Raw genomic sequence first — 17,216 nt, 5'->3', positions numbered from 1 at the left:
ATAGCCTTCGGCCATGGCAACCGATGGTGGGAACAAAGCAGTCATCGCTGCGCTGCTGGCGAACACCGGCATCGCGATCACGAAGTTCCTCGCGTTCTTTCTCACCGGGTTCTCCTCGATGCTCGCGGAGGCGATCCACTCGGTCGCCGACGCGGGGAACCAGGGCCTGCTGTTGCTGGGTGCGAAGAAGTCGAAGAAGGAGGCGACCGAGGAACACCCGTTCGGCTACGGACGTGAGCGCTACATCTACTCGTTCATCGTGGCCATCGTGCTGTTCTCCGTCGGCGGACTGTTCGCCCTCTACGAGGCGTACCACAAGTTCCACGAGATCCATTCCGGTCACGCGGAGATCGTGGACAACTGGAAGCGCTTCGTGCCCGTGGGGGTGCTGCTGGTCGCCATCGTGCTGGAATCGCTGTCGTTGCGCACGGCCATCATCGAGACCAACAAGGTTCGGGGCAAGGCGTCGTTCGCGACCTTCATCCGGCGTGCCAAGCAGCCAGAGCTGCCGGTGATCCTGCTCGAGGACATCGCTGCCCTGCTGGGGCTGGTGTTCGCCCTGCTGGGTGTCGGTCTGATGCTGATCACCGGCAACCAGTACTTCGACGTCGCGGGCACCGCGCTGATCGGGATACTTCTGGTCATCGTCGCCGTGATCCTGGCCATCGAGACCAAGAGCCTGCTGCTCGGTGAGTCGGCCAGTGACGACGCCAAGCAGCACATCCGCGACGCCGTCGCGGCCACGGCCGGCGTGGAGCGGATCATCCACATGAAGACGCTCCACCTCGGGCCCGAGGAACTCCTCGTGGCGGCCAAGATCGGGGTGAGCCAGGGCGCCTCCGCCGAGGAGGTGGCCGCCGCCATCGACGCGGCCGAGAAGGCCATTCGGGAGGCCGAGCCCACGGCGGCCGCGATCTACCTCGAGCCCGACATCTACCGTGCCGACTACGTGCCGCCCGAGCGTCCGGCGCCGCCACCCCCACCGTCCCACTGACCGGTGAGTGGTGCCCCCGGCCTGTCGAGTGGCGTCGGCATCCGTGGCGGGTGGGGCTGACCTGACCCAGGGCGCGAGGATTCTGTGGAACGGGAGGGCCGGAAGTAATCTGGACGTCGAACCGATCGGCGCACCACTCTCGTGAGGACCCACCATGGACTACAAGGTTGCTGACCTGAACCTGGCCGACTTCGGCCGCACTGAGATCCAGCTGGCTGAGCACGAAATGCCGGGTCTGATGGCGATGCGTGCGCGCTACGGCGACAGCAAGCCGCTGGCCGGTGCCCGGATCGCGGGCTCCCTGCACATGACGATCCAGACCGCCGTTCTGATCGAGACCCTGGTCGCACTCGGCGCCGAGGTCCGCTGGGCGTCGTGCAACATCTTCTCGACCCAGGACCACGCCGCCGCTGCCGTCGCGGTCGGTCCCCACGGCACCGTCGAGGACCTCCAGGGCGTCCCGGTGTTCGCCTGGAAGGGCGAGACGCTGGAGGACTACTGGTGGTGCACCCAGCAGATCCTCAACTGGCCCGGTGGTTCCTTCGCCAACATGATCCTCGACGACGGGGGCGACGCGACCATGCTCGTCCACCTGGGTGTCGAGGCGGAGAAGACCGGGATCGCGCCGGACCCGGCCACCGCTGCCAGCCACGAGCAGAAGATCGTCTTCGACGTCCTCAACGCCTCCCTGGCCGAGAGCAAGGACCGCTACTCCAAGATCGCCAACGAGCTCATGGGCGTCACCGAGGAGACCACCACCGGTGTCCTGCGTCTCTACGACATGATGAAGGAAGGCTCGCTGCTCTTCCCGGCCATCAACGTCAACGACTCGGTGACCAAGTCCAAGTTCGACAACAAGTACGGCTGCCGCCACTCCCTGATCGACGGCATCAACCGCGCCACCGATGTCCTCATCGGCGGCAAGGTCGCCGTGGTCTGCGGGTACGGCGACGTCGGCAAGGGCTGCGCGGAGTCCCTGCGCGGCCAGGGTGCCCGGGTCATCATCACCGAGATCGACCCGATCTGTGCCCTCCAGGCCGCCATGGACGGCTACCAGGTCGCCACGCTGGAAGACGTGCTCGACGTGGCTGACATCATCATCACCGCGACCGGCAACAAGGACGTCGTCACCGTCGAGCAGATGGCGCGGATGAAGCACCAGGCGATCCTGGGCAACATCGGCCACTTCGACAACGAGATCGACATGGCCGGACTGGAGTCCTTCGAGGGCGTCGTCCGCAAGAACGTGAAGCCGCAGGTCGACGTCTGGACCTTCCCCGGTGGGCCCTCGATCATCGTGCTCTCCGAGGGTCGCCTGATGAACCTCGGCAACGCGACCGGCCACCCGAGCTTCGTGATGTCGAACTCGTTCACCAACCAGGTGCTGGCCCAGATCGAGCTGTTCACCAAGCCCGAGGACTACCCGGTCGGCGTCTACGTGCTGCCCAAGCACCTCGACGAGGAGGTCGCCCGACTGCACCTCGACTCGCTGGGCGTGCGCCTGACCGAGCTCACCACTTCGCAGGCGGAGTACCTTGGCGTTGCGGTCCAGGGGCCGTACAAGGCAGACAGCTACCGCTACTGAGTAGCCATGGGCACCAAGGGGTCACAGTGACGCAGCCGGAGTTCGGCGGCAAGGGGCGGGTTTCTCGTCGTCGACGACGACGCCTCGCTCGCCGAGATGCTCTCGATCGTGCTGCGCCAGGAAGGCTTCGACAGCCGGGTGTGTGCGCGTGGTGACCTGGCTCTTGCTGAGTTCCGTGACTACAAGCCCGACGTCCTCCTGCTCGACCTGATGCTGCCCGGCAAGGACGGCATCGACGTGTGCAAGGAGATCCGGGCCGAGTCCGGGGTGCCGATCGTCATGCTCACCGCGAAGAGCGACACGATCGACGTGGTCGTCGGCCTCGAGTCCGGGGCCGACGACTACGTCGTCAAGCCGTTCAAGCCCAAGGAGCTGGTGGCCCGCATCCGGGCCCGGGTCCGGCGTTTCGAGGCGGCCAGCCCGGAGTCCCTGACCATCGGCGACCTCGCCATCGACGTGGCCGGTCACTCGGTCACCCGCGACGGCGTTGCGATCAGCCTGACGCCCTTGGAGTTCGACCTGCTCGTCTGCCTGGCCCGCAAGCCCTGGCAGGTCTTCACCCGCGAGGTGTTGCTGGAGAAGGTGTGGGGCTATCGCCACGCCGCCGACACCCGGCTGGTCAACGTGCACGTGCAACGGCTGCGTTCGAAGGTGGAGCATGACCCGGAGAACCCCGAGATCGTCGTGACCGTGCGCGGGGTGGGCTACAAGGCCGGGTCAGCCCCGGCCGCATGACGGCCGGCCATGGCTAGGCAACGCATCGCCGGCGGTTCGATCGCACCCGGCGCCGTACGCCGGGCCCTCACGTTCTGGCGCCGTTCGATCCAGGCCAGGGTGGTGGCCAGCACCCTGCTGCTGTCGGCCCTGGTGTTCGGCGCGGTCGGCTGGTTCCTGCTGCAACAGACCCGCGACGGACTGCTGGACGGCCGGGTCAAGGCGGTGGTGGCCGAGGCGAGCAACGAGACCGCCGAGGCCGAACAGCGCCTGGAGAGCGTCCCGGGCAACGAGTCAGAGCCGGTGCGTCAGACCGAGCAGCTCGTGCAGCCCATCATCGAGCGTGGTGCCACCCGTGGCTGGACGGTCGTGCTGACCGGTCCCATGGGCGACGGTGACCTGGGGCTCGACGCCGGCGGCAACCGTTCCTCGCCGTCCCTGGTGACCTCGAGTGTCCCCCTGGTGCTCCAGCGGCACTTCGACACGGCCGCGGGCACGGCGTGGGCCTACGGTCGGATCAGCTACAACGACGGCAGCGACTCCGTGCCGGGCGTGGTGGTCGGGTCCCAGATCACCCTTCCGGCGGACGGTCAGATCTACACGATCTACTACCTCTTCCCGCTCACCCAGGAGCAGCAGACGCTCGGTCTGGTCTCACGTGCCCTGCTCACCGCGGGCCTCCTCCTGCTGGTGCTCATGGCCGGAGTCACCCTGCTGGTGACCCAGCAGGTGGTCGCACCGATCCGGATGGCGCGCCGGGTGGCCGAGCGACTGGCCGCGGGCCAGCTCGAGGAACGGCTCCGGGTCTCCGGCGACGACGACATCGCCCGGCTCGCGACCTCCTTCAACCAGATGGCCTCCAACCTGCAGCGCCAGATCCGTCAGCTCGAGGAGCTCAGCCGGGTCCAGCGCCGCTTCGTCTCCGACGTCTCACACGAGTTGCGCACGCCGCTGACCACCGTGCGGATGGCCGGTGACGTGTTGCACGATGCCCGTGACGACTTCGACCCGGTCACCAAACGCTCTGCCGAGCTCCTGCAGACCGAGCTCGACCGCTTCGAGGGGCTGCTGACCGACCTGCTCGAGATCAGCCGGTTCGACGCGGGTGCCGCCGTACTGGATCTCGACGACGTCAACCTGGTCGACGTCGCCTACCGGATCGTGGACGTGACCGCGGCCATGGCCCGCCAGCGCGGCACCCGGGTGGTGGTCCGGGCGCCCGCGACCGCCTGTCTCGCCGAGGCAGACGTACGTCGCGTGGAGCGCATCGTGCGCAACCTGGTCACCAACGCCATCGACCACGCCGAGTCCGGCGATGTCGTGATCCACGTCGCCGGCGACTCGAAGTCGGCCGCGATCGCGGTGCGCGACTACGGCGTGGGACTGGCACCGGGGGAGTCGGCCATGGTGTTCAACCGGTTCTGGCGGGCCGATCCGGCGCGGGCGCGGACCAGTGGAGGCACCGGCCTGGGTCTGTCGATCTCGCTGGAGGACACCCATCTGCACGGTGGCTGGTTGCAGGCCTGGGGTCAGCCCGGTGGGGGAGCCCAGTTCAGGTTGACGCTGCCGCGTCATGTCGGGGGCGCGTTGCGCCACAGCCCGCTGCCCCTGGTGCCCCAGGACGCCGTGGGCTCGGAGCCCGTCTCGCGGGCGCCCGGTGCGGCGAGTGCGACGGAGCCCCTGCGATGAGGCGGGCCTGGATCGCGGCGGCTGGGACGTGCCTGGCGCTGGCCCTCGCCGGGTGCGTGCAGATCCCTGACTCCGGGCCGGTGCAGAGCGTCGACACCGTGACCGGTGCCACGGGCGACCAGGGGCAACGCTTCGAGCCGCGTGGCCCGCAACCCGGTGAGTCCTCCCAGGACCTGGTCCGGCACTTCTTCGAGGCGATGACGGCCAGCCCGATGTCGGTCACGGTGGCACGACAGTTCCTCACCAAGTCCGCCAGCAGCGACTGGAGTCCCGAGCGCGGTTTCCTGGTCTACGCGGGCAAGGTCTCACCCACCGGCACCCGCACGGTCGACGTCGACCTCACGGGGGTCAGCCGTTTCGACGCCCGCGGAGCCTGGCAGGGTCCTGCGCCGGGTGGGCGGCAGCGGCTGCGCTTCACCGTCGAGATGGAGAACGGTCAGCGCCGGATCTCCAGCCTGCCCGACCTGCTCATGGTCTCCGAGCCGTGGTTCGAGACCCAGACAGTGCCCCTCTCCCTGTTCTTCTTCGACCCCGAGACCCGGACGCTCGTGCCGGAGCCGGTGTTCGTCCCCCGGGGCGACCAGCAGCCCACCCTGCTCATCCGTGGCCTGCTCGAGGGACCGATGGACTCTCGGGTCGAGCAGACGTTCGTGCCGGCCGGCACCACCCTCAGCGGACTGTCGGTGACGGTGCGGCCGGACGGGGTGGCCGAGATCCCGTTGTCCGGCGACCTGGCCAACGCTCCTGCGCAGTCGGTGGAGCTGATGGCCGCACAGTTCGCGTGGACCCTGCGGCAGGTCCCGGGCGTCACGGCCGTCCGGATCACGGTCGATGGCCAGACGCTGCCCCTGTCGGGTGGCAGCACGGAGTTCAGCGTCAGCCGGGCGTCCAACTACAACGCTGCCGGCATCCATGCCCTCGGCGAGCTCTACGGTCTCCACGACGGCCTCGCGGTTCGGGTCCTGGACGGCGAGGAGGAACCGCTCCTGGGTTCCTTCGGCAAGCGCGACTACGGCTTGCGCGACATCGCGGTCAACCTCGACGCGAGCCGGGTCGCGGGGGTCACCCAGGACGGCACCCGGGTGCTGATCGCGGGGATGTCGGAGTCCGAGGACCGCAAGCCGCAGGTGGTGCTCCGCGGGGCGCGGGACCTGCTCGCACCCTCCTGGGATGCCGGCGAACGGCTCTGGGTGGTCGACCGCAATGCCGGTCGGGCGGTCGTCTCAGTGATCACCCAGGACGACGAGGGACGCGCCAGCGCCCAGGTCGTCCCCATAGGAGGGGTGTCGGGGCGGGCCGTCATCGACGTGGCGGTCTCGCGCGACGGGACCCGACTGGTCGCCGCACTGCGGGGACCCAGAGGGGACCGGATCGTGGTGAGCCGTCTGTTCATCGCGGGCCCCGACGCCACTGTCAGGGCGACCAGTGCCCGGGCCATCGTCACCGGGGACGACGAGCGACTGCAGATCCGGGACGTCGGGTGGCGTTCGCCGACCTCGCTGTTCTACCTCAACGTGTTGGGCGGACGGCAGACCAACCTGCGCAGCGCCTTGGTCGACGGTTCGCCGACCGTCTTCGACCCGGTGGCCTACTCCGGGGTCTTCCCCGACCTGGGCACCCGCGTCGTCAGCTCACCGCGGCCCGAGGAGCCGGTCTACCTGCAGCGCGCGGGCGGCGGCTACCAGCCCGTGGGCGAGGGCAGTCCACCGATCCCGGAGGGGATCACCGCGCTCACCTACGTGGGCTGATCTCCACAGGACCGAAGTTTCGTGCTTGTCCGACAGGCTCGTGACGGCTGTCATGGGGCTGTGTACGACGCTCTTGCCCGCTCCTTCCTCGACCTGGTCACCGGCAGCACCTGTCTGGCCTGCGGGACCGGGGGGCCGCTGGTGTGCGAGGAGTGCCTGCGAGGGCTGCCGTCCACGGCCACGCCTGCCTGGCCGACGCCGTGTCCTCCGGGGCTGGTCACGCCGTGGGCCACCGGCAGCTACGACGGACTCCTGCGCGACCTGGTGATCGGTCACAAGGAGCATGGGTTGCTGGCGCTGCGCAACCCGCTGGGACTGCTCCTGGCGCTCTCCGCGGCCGCGGCGGTCCACGGCCCCTGCCCGGTGGTCCTGGTGCCGGTTCCGTCGCGTCCCTCGAGCGTCCGGGCCCGCGGACACGACCCGACCTACTCCATGGTCCGGTCCGCGGCGCGACACCTGGCTGCGGTCGGGGTCGACGCCGTCCCACACCGCCTGCTCGCCGTCCGGGCCGCTCTGCAGGACCAGGCGGGGCTGAGTGCCGAGGAGCGATCGGCGAACCTGTCGGGCTCCCTGTGGTGCCCTTCGGCGGCGGTCGCTGCGCTGCACCGGCGCAGGCCCCGCGCCCAGGTGCTCATCTGCGACGACGTGCTGACGACGGGGGCCACGGCCCGCGAGGCCCAGCGGGCGATGGAGGCTGCCGGGCTGCGCCCGCAGGCCGTCATCACGGTGGCGGCCACGGCCCGCCGACATCCGGCCGGAGCCGCTCAAGCGGCTGTCGCCGATTCACACGGAGTCTTCAGGTAGTTCGCTGGTCAAGGTTGGACGAGGCGACTAACGTCATGTCATGGAGTCCGTCCGGGTCCGTGGTTGCGCCGGCGCTGTGCCCCCCGCGAGGTGGGCACCACTCCGGCAAGCCGATGCCAGTCGCAGGCGAAGCGGTCCACGTAAGGCGCGCCCCTCCCGGTCTCACGACCGGTCGGGGCAGCTGATCACGGTGCGGCTTAGACGTAAGTCCTGCCTCGTCCCGCCGTCAAATACGGCGGATCACGGGAGAAGGTCGGTAGTGGCATCCAAGCTGCGGAAACCTCAGCAGGCGATTGTGGGGTCGAAGACCAGGTCGGCCGGGCGGGCTCCTTTCGGGCAATTCCAATCAATGGGAGGTAGTCCATGGATGTTGTGGTCAACAGCCGTCACTGCGAGCTGTCAGAACGTTTCCGCGAACACGTCGAGGAGAAGCTGACCCGACTCGAGAAGCACGATCACCGGATCATCCGGGTGCAGGTCGAGGTCGAGCAGGAGCGCAATCCTCGCCAGCACGACCGGTCGGTCCGAGTCGAGCTGACGGCCTTCTCCAAGGGGCCGGTGATTCGGGCGGAGGCGGCGGCCGAGGACAAGATGGGTGCCCTCGACCTGGCCCTGGACAAGATGGCCGCGCAGATGCGCCGGGCTGCGGACCGTCGGAGGGTCCACCACGGCAGGCACGCCCCCGTATCGGTGGGTCAGGCCCTGGCGAGCATGGCTCCTGAGGAGCAGGTGCGGGTGGAGTCCGCTGAGGACGAGGTGATCGAGCGCAAGGTCGGTCCCATCGCGGTCACCGGAGACGGACCTCTGGTGGTGCGGGAGAAGACCCATCCCGCTGCCCCGATGACACTGGACCAGGCCCTCTACGAGATGGAGCTGGTCGGGCATGACTTCTATCTTTTCGTCGACAAGGAGAGCGAGCGTCCGGCGGTCGTGTATCGCCGTCGCGGCTACGACTACGGAGTGATCTCGCTCAACCTGGACGCCTGAACCAGCGGGCGTACCGACGAAACCCCTGTGTACGGGGTGGCCCGAAGGGGTCACCCCGTCTCCACACTCAATCCTCCGAACGGGCCATTTCTGTCGCCGGTTCGTGACATGATTCCTCTGTGACAGATTCACGTGCCTTCGAGCCCGAGCCGATCCGCGTCCTCGTGGTGGATGACCAGGAGCTCTTCAGACGGGGCATGGTCATGCTGCTCGGCGTCGAGCAGGGCATCGAGGTCGTCGGCGAAGCAGGCGACGGCGTCGAGGGCACGACCATCGCCGCAAGCTCAGCTCCTGACGTCGTCCTGCTCGATGTGCGGATGCCCAAACGCTCCGGCATCGAGGCCTGTGTGGCGATCAAGGAGGTCGTTCCCTCGGCCAAGATCATCATGCTCACCGTCAGCGACGAGGAGGCCGACCTCTACGAGGCGGTCAAGAGCGGGGCCTCCGGTTATCTGCTCAAGGACTCCTCGATCGAGGAGGTCGCCCAAGCGGTGCGCGTGGTCGCTGACGGCCAGTCGCTGATCAGCCCGTCGATGGCGGTCAAGCTGATCGACGAGTTCAAGCAGATGTCGCGTCCCGAGCGTGACAACGTGCCTGGGCTACGGCTCACCGACCGCGAGCTCGAGGTGCTGCGGCTGGTCGCCAAGGGCCTCAACAACCGCGAGATCGCCAAGCAGCTGTTCATCTCCGAGAACACCGTCAAGAACCACGTGCGCAACATCCTGGAGAAGCTCCAGCTGCACTCCCGCATGGAGGCCGTGATGTACGCCGTGCGAGAGAAGCTGCTCGACATCCCGTGACCTCCGGCTCGTCACTGGTCCTCTCGAAGGCTCAGGCGCGCCGGATCGCCCTGTCCGCCCAGGGCTTTCGCGACCCCCGCCACACCGTGCCGACGATGGGCACCTTCACGCGCACGCTGAGACGCACGGGCGTGTTGCAGGTGGACTCCGTCAACGTGCTGCAGCGCGCCCACTACATGCCCCTGTTCTCCCGGATGGGGTCCTACGACACCGGCCTGCTGCGCCGGGCCGCCGAGCAGCGCCCGCGCCGGGTGGTGGAGTACTGGGCTCACGTGCAGGCGTTCATGCCGGTCGAGCTCTGGCCGGTGATGCAGCACCGGATGGAGCACTACCGGGGGAGTCGCGGCAAGTGGTCCATGCTGGCCGACAATCCTGCGCTGGAGGCGTCCGTGCTGGCCGAGATCCGGGAGGCGGGCCCCAGCACCGCCCGTGACCTGGATGACGGTGGCCCGCGAAGCAAGGACAACTGGGGCTGGAACTGGTCCGAGACCCGCAAGGTGCTCGACTATCTCTACCTGGTGGGTGACCTGGCCATCGCCGGTCGCAACCAGCAGTTCGAGGTCGTCTACGACCTCCCCGAGCGGGTCCTTCCCGCCGCCGTGCTCGCGATGCCCACACCGAGCCGGGCCGACGCCGACATCGAACTGGTCAGGCGGGCCGCCCGGTCGCACGGCGTGGCCAGCCTCGTGTGCCTGCGGGACTACTACCGGATGTCGGCCGAGTCGGTTCGCCCGGCCGTGGACGCGTTGGTGGAGGCAGGGGAGCTGCTGCCGGTGCGGGTCGAGGGCTGGCACCGTCAGGCCTACCTGCATGCCGACGCTGCCCGTCCCCGCCGGATCGAGGCCCGCGCGGTGCTCAGCCCGTTCGATCCCGTGGTGTGGGAGCGGGCCCGGGCCGAGGCCCTGTTCGACTTCGTCTATCGCATCGAGATCTACGTGCCGGCGCACAAGCGGGTGCATGGCTACTACGTGCTGCCGTTCCTGCTGGGTGACCGGATCGTGGCGCGGGTCGATCTGAAGGCCGACCGCAAGGTCGGCGTCCTTCGGGTGCAAGGGGTCTACGCCGAGCCCGGCGCGCCGGAGGAGACCGCTTTCGAACTGGCAGCGGAGCTCCGGGCCTTGGCCACCTGGCTGGGCCTCGACGACATCGCTGTCGCTCCTCGCGGTGATCTCGCTGGCGCCCTGGCGCTCGAGGTCGCCCGAGGCTGAGTCAGCCGTGGGCTGCTCGGACCCCAGTAGCCATGGCGAGAAGGGCACGGTTGGTGCCATGCTCCGAATCATGACCCCAGCACCAGGTGTGGACCGCCGAGTCTTCGTCAAGGGCGCAGCCGTCGCGACGGCCGCTCTGGCCGTGCCGTTGCGCGGCTTCGATCCGGCCGTGGCAGGTGCGCCGGCGCACCACGGCATCTTCGGCTACGGCGTCGCCAGCGGCGACCCCACAGCCACCTCGGTGATCCTGTGGACCCGAGCCACTCCGCCGTCGCGGAAGGGTGAACCCGTCGCGGTGCCCGGCAGTGGGCTCGGTCGACCGCTCAGGGTCTCCTGGCAGGTGAGCACCGATCGGCACTTCCGTCACGTGGTGCGCCGCGGCCACGCGATGACCAGTCCGGACAGCGATCACACGGTCAAGATCGACGTGCAGGGCCTGCATCCCTACACGACGTACTGGTACCGCTTCGGAGCGCGAGGCACGCACAGCCCGGTGGGGCGCACCCAGACGGCCGGCGACGAGCCGGGACGCACCCACGCCCTGCGCTTCGCGCTGGCCTCCTGCAGCAACTACACGGGCGGCTGGTTCAGTGCCTACCGGGCGATCGCGCGGCGCTCCGACCTGGACTTCGTCCTGCACGTGGGTGACTACATCTACGAGTACGGCAACGGCGTCGACCGCTACGGGCCGCCCGAGCTGATCGGGGTCCGTGACGGCCAGCCGGAGACCGAGACGATCGACCTGCAGGGCTACCGGCTGCGCCACGCCCTGCACAAGGCCGACCGGGACCTGCAGGCGGCGCACGCGAAGCTGCCCTGGATCACGATCTTCGACGACCACGAGGTCGCCAACAACGCCTGGTCGGGTGGGGCTGAGAACCACCAGGCCGGTGAGGGCGACTTCCTGGCTAGGCGCGCGCAGGCCCTCCAGGCCTATCTGGAGTGGATGCCGTTCCGGCTCCCCGACCAGCAGACGCCGCACCAGGGCACCCAGTTCTTCAAGAAGTTCACCTTCGGTGACCTCGCCGACCTCTCGGTGCTGGAGACGCGGCAGAACCGCAGCGAGCAGGTGGTGCCGCCCGGCGGCCCCGACGTGACCGGCTTCGTGCCGCTCGGGATCCCCCAGATCGATGCGGCGCTGGCCGATCCCAGTCGGCATCTGGCCGAGCCCGAGCAACTGCAGTGGGTCAAGGACACCGTCGCGTCGGCGGGCAGACCCTGGCATCTGCTCGGCAACCAGGTGATGGTGACCCCGTTCCGGATCCCCGGTGCCGTCTTCGGCTCACCGGTGGACCTCGTCAACGGCGATGCCTGGGACGGGTACGGCGCCGACCAGGTGGACTTCCTGGCTCACCTCGCGGCCCAGCCCGCCGACGCGGGCGACACCGTCGTCCTGACCGGGGACATCCACTCCTCCTGGGCAGCGGACCTGCCGTCCGATCCACACGCCACGGGCGCCTACGAGTCCGCGGGGGTCGAGTTCGTGACCCCCTCGGTGACCAGTGACGGCTTCTACGAGCTGTCGGCCACTGTCGTGCCGCCGGGCACCCCGCCGGAGAACAGGGTGGCGCTCGTCAACGGCGTGGTGGCCCAGATCCAGGGGCTGAACCCCTGGACGAAGTACCTCGACGGGATCGGTCATGGCTTCCTGGTCGTCGACGTGACTCCCGAGCGGGTCCAGGTGGACTACTTCCTCACGCCGACGCCCACCAGCGCCCAGCCCGAGCCCCGGGCCAGCCGACATGTGGTGCCCACCTATGCCCGCAGCATGCAGACCCTTGCCGGCAGTCGTGCGGTGACGGCGGCGGCCGGCCAGGTCGGCAGTCGGGCCGACCGGCCACGTGGACACTGATCGGTCTCGCCCATTGGCAGTCAGCGCTTTCCGCGCTGGGTAGAGTGGCGGGCGCGCACCACTGCGCCGATCACTTCATCTGGTCAACTGATTTGGGAGTTCCACCACCGTGCCTGCCATTCTCGACAAGCTCCTCCGCATCGGCGAGGGCAAGATCCTTCGTGAGCTGGACGCCATCGCCAAGGCCGTCGCCGCCATCGAGGACGATTTCGTCGAGATGACCGATGCCGAGCTCCAGGCGATGACGCCGGAGTTCAGGAAGCGGCTCGCCGACGGCGAGAGCCTCGACGACCTGATGCCTGAGGCGTTCGCGACCGTGCGTGAAGCGGCCAAGCGGGTCGTGGGCATGCGGCACTTCGACGTCCAGGTGATGGGCGGGGCAGCGCTCCACCTCGGCAACATCGCGGAGATGAAGACCGGTGAGGGCAAGACCCTGGTCGCCACCCTCCCGTCGTACCTCAACGCGCTGAGCGGCGACGGCGTCCACGTCGTCACGGTCAACGACTACCTGGCGAAGTACCACGCCGAGTGGATGGGCCGCATCCACAGCTTCCTGGGGCTCAGCACCGGGGTGATCCTGCCGTCGATGACCCCGGCCGAGCGCCGGGTGGCCTACGCCTGCGACATCACCTACGGCACCAACAACGAGCTCGGCTTCGACTACCTGCGCGACAACATGGCCAACTCGATCGCCGACTGCGTCCAGCGCGGACACAACTTCGCGATCGTCGACGAGGTCGACTCGATCCTGATCGACGAGGCTCGCACCCCGCTCATCATCTCCGGGCCCACGCAGGACGAGGTGCGGTGGTACGACGAGTTCGCCACCATCGCGCGCAGCATGGTCAAGGACGTGGACTACGAGGTCGACGAGAAGAAGCGCACGATCTCGGTGCTCGAGCCCGGCATCACCAAGGTGGAGGACCACCTGGGCATCGACAACCTCTACGACTCGGTCAACACCCCGCTCATCTCGTTCATGAACAACTCGATCAAGGCCAAGGAGCTGTTCCGCCACGACAAGGAGTACGTCGTGATGAACGGCGAGGTCCTGATCGTCGACGAGCACACCGGCCGCATGCTGGCCGGTCGACGCTACAACGAGGGCCTGCACCAGGCGATCGAGGCCAAGGAGGGCGTGGAGATCCGCGAGGAGTACCAGACCCTCGCCACGATCACCCTGCAGAACTACTTCCGCCTCTACGACAAGCTCTCCGGCATGACCGGAACGGCCATGACCGAGGCCTCCGAGTTCGACAAGATCTACAAGCTCGGGGTCGTCCCGATCCCGCCCAACAAGCCGCTGTCGCGCATCGACCAGGGCGACCTGGTCTACCGCACCGAGGACGCGAAGTACGCCGCCGTCGTCGACGACATCGCCGAGCGGCACGAGAAGGGCCAGCCGGTGCTGGTCGGCACGGTCTCGGTGGAGAAGTCCGAGCACCTGTCGGGGCTGCTGAAGAAGAAGGGCATCCCGCACACGGTGCTCAACGCGAAGGTGCACGCCGACGAGGCCAAGATCGTCGCGCTGGCGGGCCACAAGGGCGCCGTGACGGTTGCGACCAACATGGCCGGTCGCGGCACCGACATCATGCTCGGCGGCTCCGTGGAGTTCCTCGCCGACCAGGAGCTGCGCAAGCAGGGGCTGGACCCGGTGGGCGAGACGAGCGCCGAGTACGAAGCCGCCTGGCCCACCATGCTCGAGCGGATCAAGACCCAGGTGGCCAGCGAGCACGACGAGGTCAAGGACGCCGGAGGCCTCTACGTCGTGGGCACCGAGCGCCACGAGTCACGACGCATCGACAACCAGCTGCGCGGTCGCTCCGGGCGCCAGGGTGACCCGGGCGAGTCCCGGTTCTACCTGTCCCTGCAGGACGAGTTGATGCAGCGGTTCAAGTCCGACTGGGTCGACCGGGTGCTGACCATGCTGAAGGTCCCCGACGAGATCCCGATCGAGAACAAGCGGGTCACCGGGGCCATCGCGAACGCCCAGGGGCAGGTGGAGTCGCAGAACTTCGAGTCCCGCAAGAACGTGCTCAAGTACGACGACGTGATGAACCGTCAGCGTGAGGTCATCTACGGCGAGCGTCGTGAGGTCCTCGAGGGCGCGGACCTCGAGGAGCAGGTGCGCGGTTTCATCGAGGACGTCATCGCCGGCTACGTGGCTGGTGCCACCGAGGAGTTCGCGGAGGAGTGGGACCTCGAGGCCCTCTGGGTCGGGCTCAAGCAGCTCTACCCGATCTCGTTGGACTACAAGTCCATGGAGGCCGACGCAGGCGGTCGGGGCAACCTCGACCGTGACCAGCTGATCGCCGACATCCAGGCGGATGCACTCGCGGCGTACGACGCTCGCGAGGCCAGCCTGGGCGAGGAGAACATGCGCGACCTCGAGCGCAACGTGCTGCTCGCCGTGCTGGACCGGAAGTGGCGCGAGCACCTCTACGAGATGGACTATCTGCGCGAGGGCATCTACCTGCGGGCCTACAGCCAACGTGACCCGCTGGTGGAGTACCAGCGCGAGGGCTTCGACATGTTCGCGGCCATGATGGACGGCATCAAGGAGGAGGCCGTCGGCTTCCTGTTCAATGCTGACGTCCAGTTCACCGAGGCGCCTGACGACACCATCGAGGTCGATGCGGAGTCCCTGGCCGCGGCCACCCCGGCGGTCGAGCCGATGGCCCGACAGCTGCCCGATGCTCCGCCCGCGGTGGAGGCCCCCGCCATGCTCGTCAAGGGCCTCACCAAGCCCAAGGCGCCGGCCAACCTCTCCTACTCGGCTCCCAGCGAGGACGGCGAGGTCGAGGTCAAGGGCACGGTGAGCAACGCCGACGACCAGTTCGCCGGCGTCGGGCGCAACGCCGACTGTCCGTGTGGCTCGGGCAAGAAGTTCAAGAAGTGCCACGGGGCTCCCGGTGGGCCGACCGGTCTGACGGCACGGGTCAACGGCTGACCTGTCGCAGAGCGACACCCAGATCGCGCTGACCCGTCGCAGATGTGCCGGGTCAGGCGAACTCGAGGGCGGTGCAGATCCACTTCTGGTTGCGGTGTTCGAAGCGGGCCGCGAGCGCCCGAGAGCGCTGACCGTGGCGCACATGGATGCTCACCTCGGCGATGACCGGACTGATGAAGCACGACCTGAGACTCTGGACCGCTGGCCTGACCACGGGTCGGCGACCGCGGCCCAGCCCCGCCTGATGGACCCCCGCGCGGGCCACGATCTGGGCTCGGCGGGTCAATTCCTCGTGCACGCGCGGTGAGGTCCACCGCACGAGCTGCGAAGCTGGCCGGTCGCCGTTGACGATCTCGACAGCGGCTTGGGCGTAGCGGCGGGCCCACGACTCGAGCTGACGTTTGGCCAGGACGTCGATCGGCACCACGTCGCCCTGCACAGCACTGGTCTCCTCGGTTGGCGCAGGTGGATCGAGATGCCCGGCGAGATCGAGCGCCAGGGTGCCCTGCGTGGGCTGGAGGGGGACCGGACGTCGCAGGTGGGTCACGTCGGGCTGGCTGGTGCTCATCGCGGAGCCTCCTCGAAGGTGGGGATCGCCAGGCGGGTGCCGGGCAGGATCAGGTCGGGGTCGGGCCCGATCAGCGCCCGGTTGGCCTGGTGCAGGGCGTGCCAGCCGGCTGCGATCCGTGCGTCGTCGGCCCCGGGTGGGAGCAGGCTGGCGGTGATCGCCCACAAGGTGTCGCCGGGCTGGACAGCGATGCGGCGCACCGGTGTGGCTGATCGCTCCTGCGGCGGCGGCGAGGTGCTGAGGGCCCGGTCAGGCAGCGGGAGGCCGACCACGAGACTCGCCGGCACCGACTGGTGGTGAGGATCGGCGGCCAGTGCCGGAGCCACTATCTGCGAGGTCAGGGCAAGCCCACACGCGGCGAACAGGGCCCGGCGCAGACCGGCAGGGCAGCCCAGCGGGCGGGGCCGGGACTCCCGAGCATCGCCACGGAGGCCGTGCGCCGCGACCACGGTGGTGACCAGCCAGAACCAGGCGGCGCACCCGGCCAGCACGAGTTCGGCCACCCCCAAGAGCAGGTCAGCGAAGCCGAGCCGACCACCGTCAAGCGCTGCGATGTCCCGGAGCAGCCAGACCAGGAGAGGGCAGATGGGGATGGTGACCCCGAGCCACACTGCCGAGCAGCGCGTGAACGACCGTGATGCATGCATCTGACCCCCGAACCATGCGTTTGCTTCTGTTTGCATCATTTAACGAGCGTCGGATGGTCTTGGCAAGAGAGACTTTCCAGTCTGTGGAGTGTGGAGGTGACGCGCGTCGTCGTCATGCGAGGCTGGGCCCCATGACGTGGGACGAGCAGTTGTTCGCGCTCTTCGACGATCTGGAGCAGCAGGCCGACGACCTGTTCCGGACCGAGCGCGAGGCGGAGATCGCCGAGCGCGCCCGAGCCGAGTACTCCGCAGTCAGCCTGGCCAGCCGTCTGATGGCCTCGGTCGGCCAACCGGTGGTGCTCCAGGTCCGGTCGGTGGGGGCGGTGGCGGGAGCGCTGCAGCGGGTCAGCTCACAGTGGTGCCTGGTGGCGGGGCAGGGGCAGGAGTGGATCGTCCCCCTGGCCGCGGTGGGTCAGGTGCAGGGTGCCTCCCGCCGCTCGCTGGCCGAGTCGGCGTGGTCTCCCGTGGCGCGACTCGGGCTGGGCTCGGCGCTGCGCCGCCTCGCGGACACCCGTGAACGCTGCCTGGTGCATCTCTACGACGGCACCCGGTGCGACCTGCGTCCCGAGCGGGTCGGGGCGGACTTCCTGGAGGGCGTGACCGGTCAGGCCACCTCGGTGCTCGTCGCCTTCACGGCCATCGCCGCCGTACAGAAACGCGACTGAGGCCC

General features: G+C 68.7%; 13 protein-coding genes and 1 pseudogene. 12 read left to right on the top strand and 2 right to left on the bottom strand.

Annotated features, from left to right (window positions below; translation table 11 throughout):
* Positions 1 to 13 precede the first annotated feature (13 nt).
* The 11 genes and pseudogenes from AB7I40_RS11245 (at position 14) to secA (ending at position 15,331) form a co-directional block, all read left to right on the top strand.
* On the top strand, positions 14 to 994 hold the full coding sequence (locus tag AB7I40_RS11245) for a cation diffusion facilitator family transporter (protein WP_428346016.1): 981 nt from the start codon (positions 14 to 16) through the stop codon (positions 992 to 994).
* A gap of 154 nt (positions 995 to 1,148) precedes the next feature.
* The gene (gene ahcY / locus AB7I40_RS11240; protein ID WP_428346017.1) at positions 1,149 to 2,579 is read left to right on the top strand and encodes an adenosylhomocysteinase; all 1,431 of its coding nucleotides are present in this window, start codon (positions 1,149 to 1,151) and stop codon (positions 2,577 to 2,579) included.
* Between the two features lie 51 nt (positions 2,580 to 2,630).
* Positions 2,631 to 3,314: pseudogene (mtrA, locus tag AB7I40_RS11235) on the top strand (MtrAB system response regulator MtrA); the annotation flags it as partial.
* A 9-nt stretch (positions 3,315 to 3,323) separates the two neighbouring features.
* The gene (gene mtrB, locus AB7I40_RS11230; RefSeq protein WP_428346018.1) at positions 3,324 to 4,982 is read left to right on the top strand and encodes an MtrAB system histidine kinase MtrB; all 1,659 of its coding nucleotides are present in this window, start codon (positions 3,324 to 3,326) and stop codon (positions 4,980 to 4,982) included.
* Positions 4,979 to 6,730 carry an LpqB family beta-propeller domain-containing protein gene (locus tag AB7I40_RS11225; RefSeq protein ID WP_428346019.1) on the top strand — a complete coding sequence of 584 codons (1,752 nt, stop codon included), beginning with the start codon at positions 4,979 to 4,981 and terminating at the stop codon, positions 6,728 to 6,730. Before mtrB ends, AB7I40_RS11225 begins: the two co-directional genes overlap by 4 nt.
* A 60-nt stretch (positions 6,731 to 6,790) precedes the next feature.
* Positions 6,791 to 7,534: a ComF family protein gene (locus AB7I40_RS11220; protein ID WP_428346020.1), complete on the top strand. Its 744-nt coding sequence runs from the start codon at positions 6,791 to 6,793 to the stop codon at positions 7,532 to 7,534.
* A 363-nt stretch (positions 7,535 to 7,897) separates the two neighbouring features.
* Complete coding sequence (gene hpf, locus AB7I40_RS11215; RefSeq protein ID WP_428346021.1) at positions 7,898 to 8,521, top strand: ribosome hibernation-promoting factor, HPF/YfiA family; 624 nt, start codon at positions 7,898 to 7,900, stop codon at positions 8,519 to 8,521.
* A gap of 119 nt (positions 8,522 to 8,640) precedes the next feature.
* A complete protein-coding gene (locus tag AB7I40_RS11210) occupies positions 8,641 to 9,321 on the top strand; it encodes a response regulator (RefSeq protein ID WP_428346022.1) in 681 nt (226 codons plus the stop codon).
* Positions 9,318 to 10,529: a winged helix-turn-helix domain-containing protein gene (locus AB7I40_RS11205; protein WP_428346023.1), complete on the top strand. Its 1,212-nt coding sequence runs from the start codon at positions 9,318 to 9,320 to the stop codon at positions 10,527 to 10,529. Before AB7I40_RS11210 ends, AB7I40_RS11205 begins: the two co-directional genes overlap by 4 nt.
* A 70-nt stretch (positions 10,530 to 10,599) precedes the next feature.
* Positions 10,600 to 12,381 (top strand): alkaline phosphatase D family protein, encoded by a 1,782-nt coding sequence (locus tag AB7I40_RS11200; RefSeq protein ID WP_428346024.1) that lies wholly within the window; start codon positions 10,600 to 10,602, stop codon positions 12,379 to 12,381.
* 109 nt (positions 12,382 to 12,490) lie between these two features.
* The gene (gene secA, locus AB7I40_RS11195) at positions 12,491 to 15,331 is read left to right on the top strand and encodes a preprotein translocase subunit SecA (protein WP_428346025.1); all 2,841 of its coding nucleotides are present in this window, start codon (positions 12,491 to 12,493) and stop codon (positions 15,329 to 15,331) included.
* Between the two features lie 52 nt (positions 15,332 to 15,383).
* Here the strand turns inward: secA and AB7I40_RS11190 are convergent, their stop codons facing one another.
* Both AB7I40_RS11190 and AB7I40_RS11185 read right to left on the bottom strand, forming a co-directional pair.
* Positions 15,384 to 15,899 (bottom strand): Rv3235 family protein, encoded by a 516-nt coding sequence (locus tag AB7I40_RS11190; protein ID WP_428346026.1) that lies wholly within the window; start codon positions 15,897 to 15,899, stop codon positions 15,384 to 15,386.
* Positions 15,896 to 16,546 carry a LysM peptidoglycan-binding domain-containing protein gene (locus AB7I40_RS11185; RefSeq protein ID WP_428346027.1) on the bottom strand — a complete coding sequence of 217 codons (651 nt, stop codon included), beginning with the start codon at positions 16,544 to 16,546 and terminating at the stop codon, positions 15,896 to 15,898. The genes AB7I40_RS11190 and AB7I40_RS11185 overlap by 4 nt, the downstream gene beginning before the upstream one ends.
* 131 nt (positions 16,547 to 16,677) lie before the next feature.
* On the opposite strand from AB7I40_RS11185, the gene AB7I40_RS11180 reads away from it, so the two are divergent.
* On the top strand, positions 16,678 to 17,211 hold the full coding sequence (locus AB7I40_RS11180) for a hypothetical protein (protein ID WP_428346028.1): 534 nt from the start codon (positions 16,678 to 16,680) through the stop codon (positions 17,209 to 17,211).
* Positions 17,212 to 17,216 lie beyond the last annotated feature (5 nt).

The organism is Nocardioides sp., from assembly GCF_050246775.1.
Lineage (GTDB): Bacteria > Actinomycetota > Actinomycetes > Propionibacteriales > Nocardioidaceae > Nocardioides.
Note: the sequence above shows the minus strand (reverse complement) of the source record. Positions and strands in the feature narration are given on the sequence as shown.

What these genes read in the sequence shown, in the direction of transcription:
- AB7I40_RS11245 (WP_428346016.1), top strand. Translation starts at nt 14, where the DNA reads ATGGCAACCGATGGTGGGAACAAAGCAGTCATCGCTGCGCTGCTGGCG.
- ahcY (WP_428346017.1), top strand. Translation starts at nt 1,149, where the DNA reads ATGGACTACAAGGTTGCTGACCTGAACCTGGCCGACTTCGGCCGCACT.
- mtrB (WP_428346018.1), top strand. Translation starts at nt 3,324, where the DNA reads ATGGCTAGGCAACGCATCGCCGGCGGTTCGATCGCACCCGGCGCCGTA.
- AB7I40_RS11225 (WP_428346019.1), top strand. Translation starts at nt 4,979, where the DNA reads ATGAGGCGGGCCTGGATCGCGGCGGCTGGGACGTGCCTGGCGCTGGCC.
- hpf (WP_428346021.1), top strand. Translation starts at nt 7,898, where the DNA reads ATGGATGTTGTGGTCAACAGCCGTCACTGCGAGCTGTCAGAACGTTTC.
- AB7I40_RS11200 (WP_428346024.1), top strand. Translation starts at nt 10,600, where the DNA reads ATGACCCCAGCACCAGGTGTGGACCGCCGAGTCTTCGTCAAGGGCGCA.
- AB7I40_RS11190 (WP_428346026.1), bottom strand. Translation starts at nt 15,899, where the DNA reads ATGAGCACCAGCCAGCCCGACGTGACCCACCTGCGACGTCCGGTCCCC.
- AB7I40_RS11185 (WP_428346027.1), bottom strand. Translation starts at nt 16,546, where the DNA reads ATGCATGCATCACGGTCGTTCACGCGCTGCTCGGCAGTGTGGCTCGGG.
- AB7I40_RS11180 (WP_428346028.1), top strand. Translation starts at nt 16,678, where the DNA reads ATGACGTGGGACGAGCAGTTGTTCGCGCTCTTCGACGATCTGGAGCAG.